The 19,289-nt window shown below is 62.4% G+C and carries 16 protein-coding genes; 7 read left to right on the forward strand and 9 right to left on the reverse strand.

Annotated elements, in window-relative coordinates:
• The gene (locus tag BM348_RS16590) at positions 1–1,620 is read right to left on the reverse strand and encodes an alkaline phosphatase family protein (protein ID WP_092906583.1); all 1,620 of its coding nucleotides are present in this window, start codon (positions 1,618–1,620) and stop codon (positions 1–3) included.
• 223 nt (positions 1,621–1,843) lie between these two features.
• Between BM348_RS16590 and BM348_RS16595 the strand changes: the two genes are divergently transcribed.
• The 6 genes from BM348_RS16595 (at position 1,844) to BM348_RS16620 (ending at position 9,528) form a co-directional block, all read left to right on the forward strand.
• A complete protein-coding gene (locus tag BM348_RS16595; protein ID WP_092907208.1) occupies positions 1,844–2,962 on the forward strand; it encodes a DegT/DnrJ/EryC1/StrS family aminotransferase in 1,119 nt (372 codons plus the stop codon).
• Positions 2,963–3,214: 252 nt separating this feature from the next.
• Complete coding sequence (locus BM348_RS16600; RefSeq protein WP_092906585.1) at positions 3,215–4,375, forward strand: sugar phosphate nucleotidyltransferase; 1,161 nt, start codon at positions 3,215–3,217, stop codon at positions 4,373–4,375.
• A gap of 1 nt (position 4,376) precedes the next feature.
• A complete protein-coding gene (gene glmS / locus BM348_RS16605; protein WP_092906587.1) occupies positions 4,377–6,182 on the forward strand; it encodes a glutamine--fructose-6-phosphate transaminase (isomerizing) in 1,806 nt (601 codons plus the stop codon).
• A gap of 127 nt (positions 6,183–6,309) precedes the next feature.
• A complete protein-coding gene (locus tag BM348_RS16610; protein WP_092906589.1) occupies positions 6,310–7,563 on the forward strand; it encodes an NAD-dependent epimerase/dehydratase family protein in 1,254 nt (417 codons plus the stop codon).
• A 1-nt stretch (position 7,564) separates the two neighbouring features.
• Complete coding sequence (locus BM348_RS16615) at positions 7,565–8,518, forward strand: NAD-dependent epimerase/dehydratase family protein (RefSeq protein WP_092906591.1); 954 nt, start codon at positions 7,565–7,567, stop codon at positions 8,516–8,518.
• Positions 8,515–9,528, forward strand: a complete 1,014-nt coding sequence (locus BM348_RS16620; protein ID WP_092906593.1) for an NAD-dependent epimerase/dehydratase family protein — start codon at positions 8,515–8,517, stop codon at positions 9,526–9,528. The genes BM348_RS16615 and BM348_RS16620 overlap by 4 nt, the downstream gene beginning before the upstream one ends.
• A 195-nt stretch (positions 9,529–9,723) precedes the next feature.
• On the opposite strand, the gene BM348_RS16625 is transcribed toward BM348_RS16620, so the two are convergent.
• From BM348_RS16625 to BM348_RS16645, 5 genes are all read right to left on the reverse strand, one after another.
• Positions 9,724–11,550, reverse strand: coding sequence for an ArnT family glycosyltransferase (locus BM348_RS16625; RefSeq protein ID WP_092906595.1), 1,827 nt, complete (start codon positions 11,548–11,550; stop codon positions 9,724–9,726).
• 124 nt (positions 11,551–11,674) lie between these two features.
• Positions 11,675–12,715 carry a lysylphosphatidylglycerol synthase transmembrane domain-containing protein gene (locus BM348_RS16630; protein WP_092906597.1) on the reverse strand — a complete coding sequence of 347 codons (1,041 nt, stop codon included), beginning with the start codon at positions 12,713–12,715 and terminating at the stop codon, positions 11,675–11,677.
• Positions 12,712–13,551, reverse strand: coding sequence for a polysaccharide deacetylase family protein (locus tag BM348_RS16635; RefSeq protein ID WP_092906599.1), 840 nt, complete (start codon positions 13,549–13,551; stop codon positions 12,712–12,714). The genes BM348_RS16630 and BM348_RS16635 overlap by 4 nt, the downstream gene beginning before the upstream one ends.
• A complete protein-coding gene (locus tag BM348_RS16640; RefSeq protein WP_092906601.1) occupies positions 13,544–13,897 on the reverse strand; it encodes a DUF2304 domain-containing protein in 354 nt (117 codons plus the stop codon). Before BM348_RS16640 ends, BM348_RS16635 begins: the two co-directional genes overlap by 8 nt.
• A gap of 2 nt (positions 13,898–13,899) precedes the next feature.
• A complete protein-coding gene (locus BM348_RS16645) occupies positions 13,900–14,574 on the reverse strand; it encodes a glycosyltransferase family 2 protein (protein ID WP_092906603.1) in 675 nt (224 codons plus the stop codon).
• A 165-nt stretch (positions 14,575–14,739) separates the two neighbouring features.
• On the opposite strand from BM348_RS16645, the gene BM348_RS16650 reads away from it, so the two are divergent.
• Positions 14,740–16,284 carry an alkaline phosphatase family protein gene (locus tag BM348_RS16650; RefSeq protein ID WP_092906605.1) on the forward strand — a complete coding sequence of 515 codons (1,545 nt, stop codon included), beginning with the start codon at positions 14,740–14,742 and terminating at the stop codon, positions 16,282–16,284.
• 30 nt (positions 16,285–16,314) lie between these two features.
• On the opposite strand, the gene BM348_RS16655 is transcribed toward BM348_RS16650, so the two are convergent.
• The 3 genes from BM348_RS16655 to BM348_RS16665 form a co-directional block, all read right to left on the reverse strand.
• Positions 16,315–17,688 carry a DolP-mannose mannosyltransferase gene (locus BM348_RS16655; RefSeq protein WP_092906607.1) on the reverse strand — a complete coding sequence of 458 codons (1,374 nt, stop codon included), beginning with the start codon at positions 17,686–17,688 and terminating at the stop codon, positions 16,315–16,317.
• Between the two features lie 145 nt (positions 17,689–17,833).
• Entirely contained in the window at positions 17,834–18,283 is a 450-nt protein-coding gene (locus BM348_RS16660) for a GtrA family protein (protein ID WP_092906609.1), read from the reverse strand.
• A complete protein-coding gene (locus BM348_RS16665) occupies positions 18,273–19,079 on the reverse strand; it encodes a glycosyltransferase (protein WP_092906611.1) in 807 nt (268 codons plus the stop codon). Before BM348_RS16665 ends, BM348_RS16660 begins: the two co-directional genes overlap by 11 nt.
• Between the last annotated feature and the right edge of the window lie 210 nt (positions 19,080–19,289).

Consider the following 19,289-nt stretch of genomic DNA (forward strand, 5'->3'; position numbering starts at 1 on the left):
TTAGAGATATCCGAGGTCGGAGAGTCGATCTTCGACGGCGGCGTCGTCGGTCGTTGCGATCGGACTCGGCTCGTAGGCGGGGTACTCCGCTTGCTCGCCGGCGTCGACGATCGGAAGGACCTCCCCGTCCATTGCCGCGTCGATCGAGACGTCGAAAAGCGAGCAGATCGTCGGCGCGATGTCGAAGATCGTCGCCTCCGAAAGCGTCGCGCTCTCGTCGAACGCCGTCCCCGCGGCCGCGACGATTCCCGTCCGCTTGTGATTCCAGGGCTCCATCGGCTCGCCGAAGGTCTCCTTCTCGAGGTCGGCGACGATCGCGTTGTCGAACCCGGCCGGAACGGTGAGGATGTCCGGCGCGTTCCCGAGTTCGGGGCCGTGGAAGTACGTCTCACGCGGCTCGACCGCCTCGAACATCGCCTCGCCGTCGGGCGTTCGAACCTCTCGTAACTCCTCGATCAGGGCCGCTCGGAACGACTCGTACTCCGACGCCGGCACCTGCCCGTTCGGTTCGCGGCCCTCGAGGTTGATCCGTAAGCCGAGCTCGCTCTTCGAACGGACGTACACCGCCGACTCGGGGAAATCCACCTGTTCGCTCGCCGCCCGGATCATGTCGTTCGGAACGCGCTTTCCGATCGGTTCTTTCAACCCGACCGTGTCGAGCGTGTTCGCAATCCGCTGGGTTGTAATCCCGAACTTCGCGGCGACGTTCATCGCGCGTTCGACCGCACCGGGTGAGTGATCGCCTGCCTCTTCGCCGTCGAGAAGGTCGTTACGCCAGGCCTGCGACCAGTCGGGCATCCCCTCGCCGCCGCTCCGTGCGACGAGGTCCCCGCGGTCGCGGAGGAACTCGTTGACTCTGAACTCGTGGCCCTCGACCGTCCCCATGCCGTGATCGCTGACGAGCAAGACGTTCTCCGGTTCGACCGCCTCGATCGTCGCCTCGATCTCTCGGTCGACCGCGCCGTAGACCGCTTCGATCGCCTCCGTATCGCCCGGGCGTTCGTGAAACACCGAGTCGGTCTGCTGGAACTGGACGAACCCGAACTGGGGTTCGAACCGCCGACAGAGGTATCGAAACGCCTCGCCTCTGCGCTCGATCGTCTCTTCGTACCCCTCGATCTCCCCGTCGGCGTAGTTTCCGCCCTGCGGGTAGACCTGGTAGCCGCCACACTCGGCTTTGATGTCCTCGAGCACGCCGTTGGGGTGGCAGTCGGGATCTTCCGGAGCCGTCATTCCCGGTACGAGCGCCCCGTCGAACGATCGGGGCGGATGCGTGACGGGGACGTTGACGACCACGCTCGTAACGTCGTTCTCGCTCAGCAGTTCCCACACCGCTCGTTCGCGAACGTGGGTCGAATTGACGACGTCCCACTCGTAGCCGTCGAAGGACAGAAAATCGAACACGCCGTGTTTGCCGGGGTTTTTCCCGGTGTACATCGAGGGCCACGCGCTGGCCGTCCAGGGCGGGATCTGGGACTCGAGCGGGCCGCTCGAACCGTCCTCGACGAGTCGTTGCATCGTCGGTGCCGTTCCGGAATCGAATACCGGCTGCAACACCGGGAGACAACCGGCATCGATGCCGATGACGAGAAGTTTACAATCGCCGTCCGTACCTTCCATGGACACGCAGTTGATCGGTTTCGGCTTTGTTATGCGATGACTGGGTCGGCGTAGGAACCGCCTTCCAAATCGGCGTTCGCTCTATCTCGTCCCCAACATTCGCGAGTAAGCACCGCCTGTTTCGCCGGATCGAATCGGTATCCCCTCCATCACTAAGTCGGTGATCGTCCAGTACCGCGAACGTGGTGGGACGCACGCACGCCGATCGTCCGGAGGCCGATCGATGATCAGCGCGACGCCGTCGCTGTCTCTGTGGGCCCTCTCGAGCGCTCGCCCCGCGGATTTCGAGTCACTTCTCGAACAGTATGTAACCGCGTACGCTTTCTACGGCTCGGGAAAGGTCGCGCTCCGTGACGGGCTAGAAACCGTTTCGAATGCGGGACAGAACGTTCTCCTTCCGGCGTACCTCCCGGATGCCGTCGCCGAACCGATCGTCGAACTCGGCCTCGAGCCCCGATTTTACGCGATTACCGAGACGCTCGGCCCCGACGTAGACGATCTGCGCGACAGGATAGATTCCGACACCGCGGCGGTCGTCTCGGTCAACTACTTCGGCTTTCCCCAGTCCGGCCTCGAGACGATCTCGTCGATCACCAGCGAGTACGGGTGCTATCACGTCGACGACAACGCTCACTCCCCGCTGAGCATGGACGGGGACACACTGCTCGGTACCGTCGGGGATATCGGGATCACGAGCCTCTGGAAACAGCTTCCGGTCCCGAACGGCGCTCTCTTGTACCTCAATACGGATACTCTCGCGGAATCCTACACCCCCTCGAGGTACGAGGGCGTCCGCGACCGCTTCGACGCGACCGATTGTCGATTCCTCCTGAAGTCGATCGCGTTCGAGTTGTTCGATCGGAACGCCCGACTCCGCGAATCGATCGACACGCTCGTCAGCGGAAGCGGCGTCGGCCGGGTAACGGCCTCCCCGCGAGAGCGCTACGAGAACGGCAAGTCCCAACTGTCGAATCTCACACATCGGGTCTTCGTCGACGCCGACCCCGACTCGATCCGGGCCAGCCGACGGTCGAACTTCTCGGCGTGGCAGCGGGTCCTCGAGACGCGATCCGACGTCGCCCCCGTTTTCGACACGCTGCCCGACGGCATCTGCCCGCAGGTGTTCCCGGTCCGCGCCGGGGCCCCGACTCGGCTTCTCCGGCAACTCGATCGCGTCGGCGTCGACGGCGCGCACACCTGGCCGCGGCTCTCGGCGTCAGTCGAGAACGATCCGACCTACGAAACGTCGAGAAAGCTCTCTGAGACGACGGTCGTTCTCCCCGTCCACCAGCACATCGATCCAACTGCGATCGAGGCGGTCGGGGACGCCCTCTCGAGATGAAATTCAGGACGAAATCGAGGGATCGAGGTCGTGGCAGTTCCGATAGTGGTACACCAGTTTTCGAGAGTGGTACAACAGTGAGTGTTGCGTGTGCGAGAGAAGACGAGATTAGCGTGTCGAACGCGGCTTGTACGCCTGTGAGGCGTGTAATGTGGCGTTCAACGTGACGGATACGAAATATAATCCTATCATGAAAGTAAAAAGAGCGCTGCATCAGCAGGTATTCAAACCTCCATCATCCAAGCAGGTGGTATGGAAGCGGAAACCGTGTCAGCTGTCGTACTTGCAGCTGGCGAGGGACGCCGGCTCGAGCCACTGACTAACCGGCGTCCCAAACCGATGATTCCCGTTGCGAACCGTCCGATACTCGAGTACGTCGTGTCGGCGATCGCGGATGCGGGACTCGAGAAGATCGTCCTGGTCGTTGGCTATCAACAGGAGCGAATTCGGAATTACTTCGGCGATGGCGACGACTGGGGGATCGACATCGAGTACGTCGTCCAGAAGAAACAGCTCGGAACGGCTCACGCGGTCTTACAGGCCGAATCCGCCGTTTCGAATTCGTTTCTCGTCCTGAATGGGGACCGACTCGTCGACGCGTCGCTCGTCGAACGCGTTCGAAGCGAGACCGAAGGGAGCGACGGCCCGGTGATGGCGATCACCCGAACGGAACACGCGAGTGACTACGGCGTCGTGACGGTTGCGGACGATCGCGTCACGGCGATCACGGAGAAACCGACCGACCCCGTCGCGTCCGAACTTATCAACGCTGGCGTCTACGGATTCGAGCCGTCCATCTTCGACGCGATTCGATCGACGCCGACCGATCGTGGCGAACTGGCGATCACGACGACACTCGAGCGCGTCGCGGCCGACCAACCGATCCGCGCCGTCAGATATCGCGGCCGTTGGCTCGACGTCTCACACCTCTGGGATCTACTTGCTGTCAACGCAGCAACCGTCGATGACGACAGAACCCCCTCGCGGGAGGGGCGCGCGATCGCCGCAGATACGGCGATCGGGTCCGACGTGGCGATCGGTCCGCACGCGACCGTCGGCGGCAGCACCGCCATCGGGGACAACGTGACGATCGAATCGAACGCAGTGCTCTCGAACGCGGTCGTCTTTCCCGATGCGGTCATCGAGTCGGGGGCCGTCGTTCGCGACGCGATCATCGCGGAGAACGCAACTGTCGGCGCGAATGCGACTATCGCGGGCGGCAGCGCGACGATCACCGTCGACGGTACGGTCCACGACGCCGTCAATCTCGGTGGCGTCGTCGGCGACAATGCGTCCGTCGGAAGCGGCGCGACCGTCAATCCTGGGACCGTCCTTGGCGATGGGGCAACCGTCGATCACGGTCTGAACGTGAGCGGTCGAATTGAACCCGACGCGGTCGTTAGGAGGGGATAACATGTGTGGGATCGTCGGCTCAGTTGGTACCGAATCGGCCGGCCCGATCGTCTACAGCGGCCTCGAGAATCTCGACTACCGCGGCTACGACTCCGCCGGGATCGCGCTCGTCGGCCGCGAACTGACGGTCGCGAAACAGGCGGGCGAAGTGAGCGAGCTACGCGTTCCGGACGTCTCGGACGCCACCTGCGGGATCGGGCACACTCGCTGGTCGACTCACGGGCCGCCGACTGATGCGAACGCTCATCCACACATCAGTCAAAACGGCACCGTCGCCGTCGTCCACAACGGTATTATCGAGAACTACGAGTCACTGAAAGCGCGGCTCCTGAAGGCTGGCTACGAGTTCTCGAGTGACACCGACACCGAAGTAATCCCGCACCTGCTCGAGCGAGAACTCGACGACGGCCACGACCTATTGGCTGCCCTCGAACGCGTCGTCGACTTTCTCGAGGGCAGCTACGCGATCGCCGCCGTCCGCGCCGGCAGCGACCGAATCGTCGCGACGCGTCACGAGAGCCCGCTCGTGGTCGGTCACGGTGACGAGGCCGCGTTCATCGCGAGTGATGTGACGGCATTCCTTGATCGGACCCGCGACGTAACCTATCTCGAGGACGGCGACATCGTATCACTCGAGGACAACGGTGTGTCGGTGTACCACGACGGTGAACGAGTAAACCGAGCTATCGAAACTGTCGACTGGGACGCCGACGCTGCAGAGAAGGGAGGATACGAACACTACATGCGAAAGGAGATCCACGAGCAGCCATCAGCACTTCGGCAAACACTGTCCAGTCGGCTCGACGTGGATCGAGGCGAGGTCGATCTCGACCTCGACTTCCCGCAGGGCTATCTCGAGTCCCTCGAGGAGATCCAGTTCGTCGCCTGTGGCACGTCCTACTACGCGAGCCAGTACACGGCGCAGTTGCTCGAAGAGTTCGCGGATGTCCGCGCGACAGTGACAATCGCCAGCGAATACGAGTTCGAGGGCGGGCGCGATCCCTGGCGGACCCTCGTCGTCGCCGTCACCCAGAGCGGCGAGACGGCGGATACGCTCGGTGCGATTCGCCGCGCCGCCGGTGCGGGGGCGCGGACGCTCGCTGTAACGAACACGCTCGGAAGCACCGTGACGAGAGAGACCAACGATACGTTGTTTATTCGCGCCGGCCCGGAGATCGGTGTCGCCGCGACGAAGACGTTCGCCTCACAGGTCGCGACGCTCGCACTGCTCACGGTCGCGATCGGACGCGGTCGGGGGGCGCTCTCGACGGCGGATGCGCGTGATGTTCTGGAAGATTTACGCGCGTTGCCCGGAGCCGTTCAGCAGGTCCTCGACGAAGAAGAGCAGGTGCTCGCGGCCGCTCGAGAATATCAGGACTCGGACGCGTTCTTTTTCGTCGGGCGGCGGTTCGGCTACCCCGTTGCGCTCGAAGGAGCGCTGAAGCTGAAGGAAATCTCGTACGACCACGCGGAAGGGTTCGCTGCGGGCGAGTTGAAACATGGGCCACTCGCACTGGTCTCGGACCAAACGCCCGTGCTCGCTGTCCTGACGACTGGTGCGGACGGGGATGAGACGAGGAATAATCTGACCGAAGCACAGACTCGACGTGCACCGGCAATTGGTGTTGTCACAGCGGGAATTCGAACGAAATCGTTAGATTGGGCGCTCGAGGTCCCTGCAGTCGGCGTATTTGAGCCGCTCGTCGCGAACGTCTACTTCCAGATGTTTGCGTATCACATCGCGAATTTAAAAGAGCGGTCGATCGACAAACCGCGGAACCTGGCCAAGAGCGTGACAGTCGAATAAGCCACCACACTCGCGGAGGATCGTCTGTCACGGTCGCCTCGAACTCGTCGTATCGAGAGACTTTCAGCCAACCGTGATCTACTGAACAGAAGAACTATAACGACGCTTTACTCAGATTCTGAGTAACATGAGCATCCTCGTCACCGGGGGAGATGGATACCTCGGATGGCCAACGGCACTGCGTATCGGAACCAACACCGATTCCCGCGTCGTTCTCGTCGATAACTTCGGCCGACGGGACTGGGTCGAGTCAGTCGGCTCGACGAGTGCCGTACCGATCGCGTCTATCGACGAACGATTGGATGCCGCCGAAGAGACGCTCGGAGTCGACACCCTCTCGTTCGTCGAAGGGGATTTGACCGACCGAGCGTTCGTCGATGAACTCCTCTCTATTCACGAACCAGAGACCGTCGTCCACACCGCAGCACAGCCGTCGGCCCCCTACTCCCAGATCAACGGGGAGCGTGCGAATTTCACCCAGCACAACAACCTGCAGTCGACGCGGAATCTCCTGTGGGGGCTCAGTGAACATGGTCTCGAGGACACCCATTTCATCGAAACGACGACCACCGGCGTGTACGGCGCACCGGAGTTTCCGATTCCCGAGGGCGGTGCGACGATGGAGAATGCGGGGGAGCGCGACGAGGTTCCCTTCCCGGCGATGGCGGGCAGCTGGTACCACCTGACCAAATCCCACGATGCGGCCAACATGCGGTTGGCTCACAAGCAGTTCGGTATCCCGATCTCGGACGTTCGGACGGCGATTACGTACGGGACTGAAACCGAGGAAACGGCGGCCGATTCGCGTCTGTCGACGCGGTTCGACTTCGATTACCACTTCGGCGTCGTTACCCACCGATTCTGTGCACAGGCGATTGCCGGCTATCCAATGACCGTCTACGGCAGAGGCGAACAGCGGAAACCGTTCATCTCACTCGAGGACGCGGTCGAGGGGCTGGCTCGCCTGGCGCTCGCCGATCCCGATACGAGACCGTCGGATCACGTCGTCTACAATCAGGTGACGCGGTCGATTAGCATCGTGGAAATCGCGGAAACGATCGCCAACGTCGCCGCCGAGTTCGATCTCGATGTCGACGTCAAACATTTCGAGAACCCGCGAGAGGAGGACGAAACCCACAAATTGGAGATCGAGAACGACCGATACGCCGCCCTCATCGACGGACAGTCGACCACGTTCGAGGACGGCGTCAGACAGATACTCGAGACAGTACTCGAGTACGAAGACACGGTCACGGCCCACGAGGACCGATTCCTTCCCGGCGTGTTGACCAGCGACGAACCCGACGAAACGGTACTCGAGTTCGAGGATTCGGGTCCGGACGAAGACGTGCACCCGGCAGCGAACTCCGAGGAGAAGTGAGATGCGCGTTCTCGTAACTGGTGGGTGCGGGTACATCGGAAGCGCGCTCGTCCCGATGCTGCTCGACGATGACCGAGTTAGTGCTGTCGCCGTCCTCGACTCGCTCGCGTCGGGAACGCCGGCGAATCTCAGCGGCTGTATCGGCGAGACGTTGCAGTTTCGACGCGGCGACGTCAGAGAGTACGGTGACGTCGAACGTGCGATGCGCGAGGCCGATGTCGTTATCCATCTGGCGGCGATCACCGGCGCGGCCTCCACGCACGACCGTCGCGAGGAGACGTTCGCGGTCAACCTCGACGGGACGAAAAACGTACTCACTGCCGCCGGAAAGTTCGATGTCGAACACGTCGTGTTCGCCTCGTCTTGTAACAACTACGGCCGAGCGGCCAGTACGGACATCGACGAGGAAACCGATCAGGACCCGCTCAATCCGTACGCCGAGACGAAAGTCGAGGCCGAACACCTCCTCGCGGAGGCGATGGACGAATACGGATTCGACGGAACCGCACTCCGGATGAGTACGAACTACGGATGGTCGCCGGGGATCCGATTCAATCTCGTGGTGAACCACTTCGTGTTTCGCGGGCTCACCGATCGACCGCTAACCGTCTACGGCGACGGAAACAACTGGCGTCCGTTCATCCACGTCAACGACGCGGCGCGGGCGTACGCCCACGCCGCGTTGAACCCCGCGTCTTGGCCGAAGGCCGTTTATAACGTCGGTTCTAACGACGGTAATCATCGCATCTCCGAAATCGCCGAGATCGTCCGAGACGAACTCGACCGAGAGTTAGACATCACGTACCTCGAGGACGAACACCCCGGCCCGTCCTATCACGTGAACTTCGACCGGCTCGAGGAAACGGGGTTCACCACGGAGTTGACGCTTCGTGATGGTGTCCGAGATCTAGCAAATCGAATGCAACGGCGTAACACGAGGCTGATCGAGGCATGACGCTTGGATCCCGTTCTGGCAGAAAAGACGTCGACGCGTCGGAATCACCAACGATTGCGGTGACCGGTGCAGCCGGATTCATCGGCAGTCGCGTCATCCAGCGATTTCAGTCGGTCCACCCCGAGTGGACCGTCCGTGCACTCGACAATCAGTATCGCGGACAAGTCGAGTCAGTCGGTGATGTCGACATCGCACACATCGATATCAGGAACCGCCGTCGGCTCGAGACGTTCCTCGACGGCGCAGACGTGGTCCTCCATCTGGCCGCATTAAGCGGCGTCGACGATTGCCAGGAGCATCCGGATCTGGCCTACGAGGTCAACGTCACTGGAACGAACAACGTCGCCTGGTTTTGCCGAAAGACCGGTGCTGCGCTCGCGTTTCCGTTCAGCATGACCGTTCTGGGGGATCCAGAGACGTTCCCGATCACCGCGGACCTCCCTCGAGATCCGGTCAACTGGTACGGACGAACGAAACTCCTCGGCGAGCGGGCGATCGAGTCGCTCACCGACGGCTCGTTCCCGGCCCACCTGTTTCTGAAGTCGAATCTGTATGGCGACCACGTCGTCGGCGATACGGTCGTCTCGAAGTCGACCGTGATCAACTTCTTCGTCGACCGAGCGACGGCCGGCGAGTCGCTGACGGTGTACGAACCGGGGACCCAATCGCGAAACTTCATCCACGTCAAAGACGTCGCCAGAGCGTACGTCCGGAGCACAGAACGGCTCCTCGAGCAATTGGCCGCCGACGAAACGGGTACGGAGACGTACGAGATCGCGGGCACCGAGGATCCGTCGGTGATGGCAGTTGCTGAGACGGTACAGGAACTCGCAAGCGAGGAACTCGGCGCATCGACCGATGTCACACTCGTCGAAAACCCACGGAATGGTGAAACGATGGTCGAGGACTTCGCGGTCGATACGTCGAAAGCTAACGAGATACTCGGATGGGAGCCGACCCACGGAGTCGACGAATCAGTACGCGAGCTGTTACGACGAGACGCCCAGTGAGCCGGTGAATGGCCCCTCGGCCGTCACCCGTTCTACCGGCTGCGACTGGCCGAGGTCGCTATCTCTGATGGGAGTTGTACTCGTCGCGTCGGTACGCCCCGAATGCCGTGTTTCACGATGCAGTAAATAGTTGCGTTGGCTGAGAGCATCGGATGAGGGACAGTTTGCGGTCCGAGAACGGATGCAGCCACGAAGCTACCACGGCGGATTGCGATCCTCGATACACGTGCCCTCGTGTTTCAATATCGCGACGTACTGGTTCGCCCTGAGTTCCTGTTCGTCACCGTACTGGTCGCTGTGTGGGTTGATACCCAGCGCAACGAGATCGCGGACTGAACCGGGTTCGGCTCTGCTCGGGACGAAATTCGGGGGCCGGTCACCGAACTCGGCGACGATCTCGTAGTTGTACTCGCCGTCGAGCAGCGCGCGGATGTACCGTGCTCGTTCGTCGACGCGCGAATCGATGTCGTACCCCCGCTGATCGTCCGGGATATTCTGCAGATACAGGAGTTCCTTATACCCTACCTGTATATAGGTCGGACAGGCTTCGACGGTGGGATCGTCCATGCCGCGCCAGATCGGATTGATCTGCATGTCGTGCGGGATGGCGTTTTCCAGAAAGCCGTGGTAGTACGTCTCCATCGTGGCGTTGTCGTCGGCGTTATCCGACAGCCACTCGGTCGCTTCGTCCCGCGGCATCGAAGAGTACATGCCGACGCCGACGGCAGCGTAGAGCGTCGAACTGACCAACAATACGGCGACGAGGACGCGTCCGACCGTCCGTCGACGGTCGCGGAGCCGCCACAGCGAGTCGGCGAGCAACACCACGAGAAACGGTATCGTCGGTAGCAAGTGATGGACGCGGAAGTCGTGCCACGTCGAAAACAGTAGCCAGAAACACCCGAGTCCGGCTATCAGCAGGATCCGCTCGTCGAACTCCGGTGCAGGCGTCCGGATCGTCTCCGGTGCTAGTCGCCACAGGGCCGCGAGCGTTGCGAGAACGCCTCCGGTGGCCGCGACGAGCAGCGGCCAGCCGAACGCGCTGACGTAGGTGCGCAGATACCACCACCACAACGGTGCCGTCGGACCGACGGCGGTACTCGTTCGGCCCGCGCCACCGCCGATTCGCAACGCGACGAGATCGACGTGGCCGACGAGTGCGGTCGGGAATCCAAGGAAAATCGTCACGGCACCGATCCCGGCACCTTTCAGCAGGAATCTCGGTTGGGAGAGGACCTCCCGCCAGGACCCGTCGTCGGTTCGGGCCGACAACAGGAAAGCGAGGCCGAACAGCAAAACCAGCGGGGCAATCGTGAGTTTGAACGCGATCGCCGCACCGCCGGCGACGCTCGCGAGGTAGAACTGGCGGCGCCGACCGGTTCGGACGTATCGGAGTAAACACAGGACAGCGAGAACGAGACACATCGTCGCAGGGATGTCCTCGCCCCCTTCTTTCGCGAGTTTGAGAAATCCGAACGTGACGGTCAAAAGCGCCGCGGCGAGCCGTCCGGTCCATCGGTTCCGGAGCTCGGTCCCGAGTCGGTAGACCAAATAGACCGTGACGACGGCGAAAACCACGTTCGTCAGCCGGACGAAGACGAGACTCCAGGTCCAGACCCACTCCGGCGTCGACGCCCAGACCGGGTAGTGAGCGTACGTGTCGGCGGGGAAGCCGATCCCGGTGATTGCTTCGACGTTGCCGGTCAGCACCGCCGCAAGCACGACCGGCAACACCGCGATGGCGTAGACGTAAAACGTCGCCCCGAACGGGGCCCGTCCCCACGAGACGCCCTCGTGGAGGCCAGCCGGCGACGGGTTCGAGAGGACCGAACTGTAGGCGACCAGCGGATCGAGGAGGCGGTTGTGTTCGTCCCACGTGGCGAAGTTCGGAATCCGGTGCCAGAAATAAAAGCCGGCGAGTACGAGCGCCGCGAGCAGGATGTATCGGAGGTACCGATCGTTCCGGAGATCCGAGAGGAACTGGGATTTCACTGCGGCTCCGACGCCCTGCCACCACGTCATCAGATCTAGGTGATAGGAACGTATCGATAAGCATTGTGATCTCCGGTAGCCTGCCGTCGCGGGTCGTGGTCCCGCGGTGTGATCTGGAAGTCCTTCCGATTGTTACAGAGCCGGAAGTACGAGTCTATTCACCCGCATCGGTGTCGGTCGACAGTTCCGAGAGGTCGAGGTGGATCGAGGGGTACCAGCCACCCAGTGCCGGGAGATAGACGCCGAGAAAGCGGTCGACGAACACGACGGGGACGATAACGGCGTTGGGAACGCCCAGCGCGACGAAGACGACCGTCGCCGTCGCTTCGGTGACGCCGATACCGCCGGGAGTAAGCGGCAGCAACGTGACGCTGTAAGCCATCACGAGAACGAGAGGTAACAGCACTGCCGGCTGGAAGGAAACGCCGAACGCCTCGAGCAGGAGCCAGACTCGAGCGGCCGGTGCGAGCGCGAGTGCGATCGTCCAGCCGGCTGCGTAGCCCAGCCAGACGACGGGCGAACCGGAAAGCGCCCGGAAGGCCGCCGTCGACGCCGCAGTGAAGTCGACGGCGTCGCCGATCTTCGCGACGATCGCGTCGCCGACCCGGGGGAGTCGCCCCAGCGGTCGTTCGAGGGTGGCGATCAGGTAATCGAGAAGCGTCAGGTTCGTCCCGCCGAGCAGTACGACCGCGCCGGCGGCGAGATACAGGCCGGTCGACAGCGCGATCAGCAGCAGGATCTCAGTCGACAGCGCGGTCGCGGCGACGGCGATCCCGATGGTCGCGACGAGCCCGTAGAGTACGGCGTAGATCCCCGTGTGGACGCCGGAAGCCGCGACGGCGTCGGAATACGAGAGTCCGGTCTCGCTCCGGAGGACGAACGGGGCCGCGACCCGTCCCGAGAGACGCGACGGAAGGAGCTGGTTGACGAAATTGACGATCAGGTCAGTCCTGGCCGCGTCCCAAAAGGAAACCGGCTGCAGGCGGTTCAAGACGACGTGCCAGGTGTAAAACCGACCGCAGAAACCGAGCACGCTCACCAAGACGATGAGACCGACGGTGATCCCGTCGAGACGCTCGAGCAGTGTGAGCAGCCGTCCGAACCGGACCTGCGTGAGCAGCCAGGCGAGCGCCGCCAGTCCGATGCCGTACTGGACTGCAGTGACGAGGACGGCCCGGGGTGACGGACGGTTCACGGCCGATCACCGTCGACCGTGTCCGCTTCGATCACGTTCCGCGCGGTCGTGAACTCGAACGGTTGGTCGAGGATGTACTCGACCGCGCGCCGCATCCACGACCCGGTCCGAAAGTACACCCGCTTTGGGACCCCGTCGACGGCCGGGAGATCGACCAGTTCCCAGGGGTGGACGTAGAGGACGGGCGTAATGTCACGCCTGGCGAGCAGTTTCATCCCCATAACCGTGTATCGAGGACCGAAAAACCGAAGCCAGGTACCGGTCAGCGGGAGTCGGATGCCCGGACAGACGCTGGCCGGAAGTTCGCTGATCGCCGCCGGCGCGTCCGGATCGACGGCCGTCGCGGGCGACGGGCGATGGATATCGTGTTCACCGCCGTACCACCCGGGAATCCGACGGCTCGACACCACGCTCGAGTCGTACGCGTAGCCCGCGTCCGCGAGCGACCGGAAGTGATCGTCGGCGATGTCGAACGCCGGGGCCCGAAACCCGGAGACCGTCTCGCCGGTGACCGATTCGAGAACGGTGCGGGAGTCGGCCAGTTCCACCCGGCGTTCCTCGCGCCCGAGGTCCGTCAGCAGCCTGTGCGTCTGCGTGTGCGAGGCGATTTCGTGTCCCGCGTCGGCCAGCGCCGTCACCGCTTCGGGATAGTGCTTTGCTACCTCCGCGACCACGAAGCAGGTCGCCGTCGCGTTCCTATCCGACAGTGCCGCTCTGAGAAAGTCGCCGCCGTCGAGCCCGATCGCCTCCTCGGCGGCGGTTCCCGCCGCGTTGCGGTACGCCGGCGTGTGCTCGAACAACTCAAAGTCGATCGAGAAGACGGCGCGGTCAGTCATCCATCTCCTCGAGTTCGGTCCGGAGGTAGCTGACCTGTTCGTTCAGCCGCGAGAGCTTGTCGTAGAGTCTCCCGATCCGATTCAGGAGATAGGTCACGACCACGAAAAGTGTCAGGTTCGAGATAACGAGGATCGCGCGCGCTTTCAGTTCGAGTCCGAGAAGCGTCGCGATAAACTGGAAGAGATCTGGGTAGAGCCCGACGACGATGAGTCCGGTACCGACGACCAGCGACATGAGAAACAGAAAGATAGCCTCTCTCCCTTCACGAACTATATACAGGCCGTTCGCGAGGAAGACGAGCCCCACGAGAACGGCGATCACGTTGACGAACGTATACTCAACCATGGTTATCGGAAGACGAGTACGCGGAGGATCACGTCGGTCATTCGGAACGGATACAGGAGGAAGGTATCGAGCGTAAACTGCGATTCGCCCGCTTCTCTGGTCGGCATCTCGATGGAAACCTCCGTGATACGCTGGCCGTTTTTCGCGGCTTCTAGGGTCTGTTCGACCGCCCAGTGCTTGTCTGAGCGGTGCAGAATTTCCCGGAGGGCCGAGACGCGATACACTCTGAACCCACTCGTGACGTCTGTAATGTCGACGCCGCCGAGAACGTTAACGATTTTCGTGAAAAACGTGATGCCCAGTTTGCGGACGAACGAGTACTCCTGAAAACTCTCGTTGAGGTAGCGACTGGCAATGACCATATCGTGATCTTCGGCCCGTTCGAGCAGCGTCGGGATGTACTCGGGATCGTGTTGCCCGTCACCATCGATCTGCAACACGAAATCGTAGTCACGCCGAATGGCGAACTGATACCCCGTCCGGACCGCGCCGCCGACGCCGGTGTTGAAGACGTGTTCGATGACCGTCGCCCCGTGTTCACGGGCGATTGCCGCCGTGCCGTCGGTCGACCCGTCATCGACGACCACCACGTCGTCGACGTAATCGGACGTTTCGGTTACCACCTCCGCGATAGTATCGGATTCGTTATATGCGGGGATAACGGCGACTACTCGCATCGAATAGGGATCGGAGGGGGGTGTACTTATTCCTTATTCTTGATGATCTCTATGGGCTGAGAAAATGTGATTGCGTAACATTACCAGTCGATCTCTTCGGCCGAAGCGTTCAGCGTGGTGACGAAAGCGAAACGTACTAGTTCGTTGGTCTGTTTCCACAGACCGATGACCAAGACCATGGTCGTGGGTCTGGACGGTGCGAGCTGGGATCTTTTGGAACCCTGGCTGGCCGAGGGGGCGCTCCCGAATCTGGCCGCCCTCCGAGAGTCGAGTTCGTGGGCCGAAACGGAGAGCTGTCTTCCTCCGGTAACGTTCCCCAACTGGAAGTGTTACTCCTCGGGGAAGAACCCGGGCGGATTCGGTGTCTACTGGTTCGAACGGGTCGATCTGGAAGCCGGAGAGATCGAGGTCACCAACGGGAGCGATTTCGAGACCGCCGAACTGTGGGATTATCTCAACGACGAAGGGCAACGCGCCGGCGTCGTCAACATGCCGACGATGTATCCGCCCCGCGAGATCGACGGTCCCGTCGTCTGCGGCGGTCCCGACGCCGTCGCGGGCGAGTACCGTTCGATCGACGGCGGCTACGCGACCCCCGACGGGCTGGTCGCGGAACTCGAGGACCGGTTCGACTACCGCGTCCACCCCGAACCGCTCCTGTCGTCCAACGAGGAACGCGGCGACGAAGTCGACGAGATCCTCGACCTCCTCGACCTTCGGTTCGAGGTCGCGTTGACACTGCTCGACGAACGCGACCTCGAGTTCGTCCACGTGACGCTCTTTTATCTGAACGTGTTGCAGCATTTCTTCTGGAACGACGGACCGACGCGACGCGCGTGGGAGCGCATCGACGAGTGGATCGGTCGGCTAGACGACCGCGAGGACCTGAATCTCGTCTTGATGTCCGATCACGGCTGCAGTGCGACCACCACCGAGTTCTACATCAACGAGTGGCTGGCCGAGAACGGCTATCAGCAGCGTGAGACGAGCGTCGACAACGTCTTTCAGCGCGTCGGGCTGGACCGGGAAAACGTCCTCTCGGTCGCGAAACGACTCGGAGCCGTCGATCTTCTGGCGGCGGCCGTACCGGAGCGCATCCAACAGATGGTCCCACAGCGAGCGGGACTGAAACGCGACCGGAAGCTCGAGGCGATCGATCTAGCGGCCACGAAGGCGGTCGCGAGCGCGCAGGGACCGATCTATCTCAACCCCGCCTTCGACACCGAGACCGTACGCGAGGAACTGATCGCCGATCTCAGGGGGCTCGAGGACGAACACGGGCCACTGTTCGAGAACGTCTACAAGGGCGAGGAAGTCTACAGCGGCCCCTTCGTCGACGAGGCTCCGGAGGTCGTCCTCGACCAGCGCGTCGGCGTTCACGTCAACGACGGCGTCGGGGGCGGACGGATCACTGCCGGCCCCGATCGCTGGGCAGCGGAGAATACGCTCAACGGACTTTTCGTCGCCAGCGGTCCGGATTTCGAGGCCGACGGACGGATCGATCAGATCAGCATCCTCGACATCGCGCCGACCCTGTTGACCGCCCACGACTGTGCCGTGCCGACTGACATGGAGGGCGACCGACTCGACATCGTCTCCGGCGAGCCCACCACGTCGAGCCGCGAGCCGATCTCGCCGGGCGAAACGGGGCGACGGGACAACACCGTCGCGGTCGAGGACCGGCTCAAGGACCTCGGCTATATGGAGTGACCGCGACCCCGGCCCGGATGGGAGTGCCGATCAGGGCGTGAGAGCGTCACCGAACCACTGAACCGGCGGTTGTTCGAACGGCCACTGTCCGCAGGTCGATTTCTCTAACGTGCCGCCGGTCTGTTGCTCGAAGTACTTCTGTTTGTGTCCGAGCCGGTAGTGACACTGTTCGGGCTGGAGTTTCTCCCAGTAGATCGTGTCCATCGACGGCCACCCCTCCGGATCGTCCGGCAGCGAGTCGTACGCGGGGACGTCCCACTGCTCGTACTCCGCTTCGACCGCGTCTTGAAGCGGCGGTTCGGGGGCGTTCGAGACCCCGGGGGCCATGTGCCAGGCGCCGCTGGTCACGACCAAGAGGATGATGAAACCCGCGAGCAGCGAACGCTGTGAGGGCGCCGATCTGTCGGCGACGACCAACCCGACACCGAGCGACAGGAAGACGAACACGAGGACGAGTTCGATCGCCCCCTGAAACTCGAGAAACAGTTGGAAGAGATAGAGTCCGCCGCCGGCTGCCACCCACCAGTACTCGCGGTAATCGTCCGCGACTGCGAGGGTCCAGCCGTACACTGCTACCGGGACGATCAACACGCCGTAACCGATCTCGAGGACGAACCGGAGCAGCCGACCGACCGCGGTGTACCCCTCGACACCGTATACCGGTGCGAGGACGACCTCGACGAACAGCGGTATCGTATGCCCCTGGACTACGAACGGGGCGACGGTGAGTATCGTCACGGTAACGCCTCCGCCGATCGTTCGTAGCAGTCCCTCGCGCCCTCCTCGCTGGAGGCCGATCCCGACAGCCAGCAAGGCGACCGGAGCGCCGAGTTGCCAGAACCCGGCGCTCATCGCTCCGACTGCACCCGCGAGGAACGGCCGCTCGTCGACGGCCAGAAGCAACGCGCCGACGGCACAGAGGAAGGCGAAATACTTCGGTCTGATCCCGGCGTAGGGGAACGAGTAGATCGAAGCGAGCACGAACATCGTCGCTCCCGCGACGACGCTCGCGAAGCCATCACCTGTCAGCCGGTGGGTGAGCACGCCCAGCAGCGTCACACCAGCGGTGACCGCTCCAGCGGCGACGATCACGCTAAGGACGTGCAACACTGCCATGTTTCCGAAGGAGAGCGCAGCCAACAGCGTCGTCACGAAGTAGATAAGCGGCGGCTTTAAGTCCCAGATATCGACGTAGAGGTCGGCGCCGTTGAGAATCGACCAGCCCGCGTGCTGAAACAGCGCGGAATCCTTGTGGACGTAAAACGGCGACCGAGCGAACTGGACGAGCGTCGCCACCGCCACCACGAGCCCCGACCCGACGAGAAGCACCCAAAACCAGTGCGTGTCGATCCGTTCGTAGAGTTCGGATTTGCTCTTCGGGATCTGCCCAGCGTGTGCTCGCATTCTCTATCCATGCTTCACAGTATGTCGATACAAAGGTTATTATTCGGAGCCGATGAGAACATGTCGCAGGATCGGATACGGGGAGGTCGACACGAGATCCAACGAATTCACGCTGGCAGAGCGGCCCGTCGAGAGAGACGGCGAGTCAGGCCACTTGCCAGGTGTACAGACTCTCGGCGACGTAGTTGAAGACCATCCCGACGCCGATGCCGATGGCGTTCGCGACGGTCGGCCAGGCGTCGATGCCGGCCACTGGCAACGAAAAATCCGGGATTCGCACTAACAGGATGAGTACGACGAACCCGACGGTGAGTCCGACCGCCCGAACGAGGTGCGATTTCCCCCACCGCCGGAGAAATGCCCCCTGTGAGAACGTCCCGCTAGTCGTGAAGGTCCACCGGTCGTTGAGGAGAAACATCGTCGAGATTGAAAGCTCCGCGCCGACGCCTTTCGCTGCGATCCAACCGAACCCGACGACGGTCGTGAGTACCGTAAAGACGACCGTCTCGATGCCCGCTCCGACGATGCCGACCGAGACGAACCTCTTGAACCTGTCGAGATAGATCAGCGAATCGATCGTCGAGTCAGCGCTCATCGTTCTCCGGGTAGTACACCGTCGAGGCGGTGGTCGGCTGTCTGTTCGTGGCTGTGGCGTCTCTCCCGTCGACCTGTGACCGATACCGGATCGAACAGACCGCGACCGCGAGCTCGACGGTCGTCCAGAACGGATGGACAGTCGAGTCGGGGCGGTCGTTCCACTCGACGGGGACCTCGGCGATGTCGTACCCGAGCGAGCCGGCGACCGAAACGAACTCGAGATCCCACGCGAATCCCTCCTTCTGACAGCGCTCGCGGATCTCCCGCCACGCGTCGGCCCGGACCGCTTTCGCTCCGCACTGGTAGTCATAACAGGTCGTCGTGAGTAGCTTTCTGGCCACGAACGCGAAGGCGTCCCCCAGAATCCGACGACCGGTCGTCTGGTGGCTGACGATCCGCGAGTCCGGGTGGCGGCGGGAACCGATACTCACCGCCGCGGTCCCGTTTTGAATGCGCTCGACGACGGTCTCCATCGAGCGAGCGGGGACGGAGCCGTCGGCATCGGCGAACGCGAGAACGTCGGTCGAGAGGGCATCGAAGCCGTCCGCGATCGCTTTGCCTTTCCCGCGTCGCGCGTCCGCGGCGTTGACCTCGTCGGCGACGGACTCGAGCCGACCGACCGTCGATTCGGTGGGGGCGTCGATCTCGACGCGTACGGTCGAGGGGGAGAGCGTATCGCGAATATCTTCGATATACGTCGTCAAGATATCCACGTCGGGGTCGTATGCCGGGATGACGAAGCCGAGCGATGGATCTCGGGCGTTCGTTGGGTTCTTCCCGTGCGGATCGTCCATGTATCGCCGGAGTGGCTCCTTCGGTGTTAATTCTGTCGTCTATGAGTTATCGCGTCGTACTAGTAACCGGACTGGTCGTAGCTGGTCTCGGCTGATAACAGGGTCTCACAGCCGTCTTCCCGTCCGATCGGTCCCGCGCCTCTTCATCCGGTCCGAGTCCAGCAGCAAGCGACGCATGGTTCTCAGGGGTATCGACGTGACCGCTTATCG

This window comes from Halostagnicola kamekurae, from assembly GCF_900116205.1.
GTDB classification, from domain to species: Archaea; Halobacteriota; Halobacteria; order Halobacteriales; family Natrialbaceae; genus Halostagnicola; species Halostagnicola kamekurae.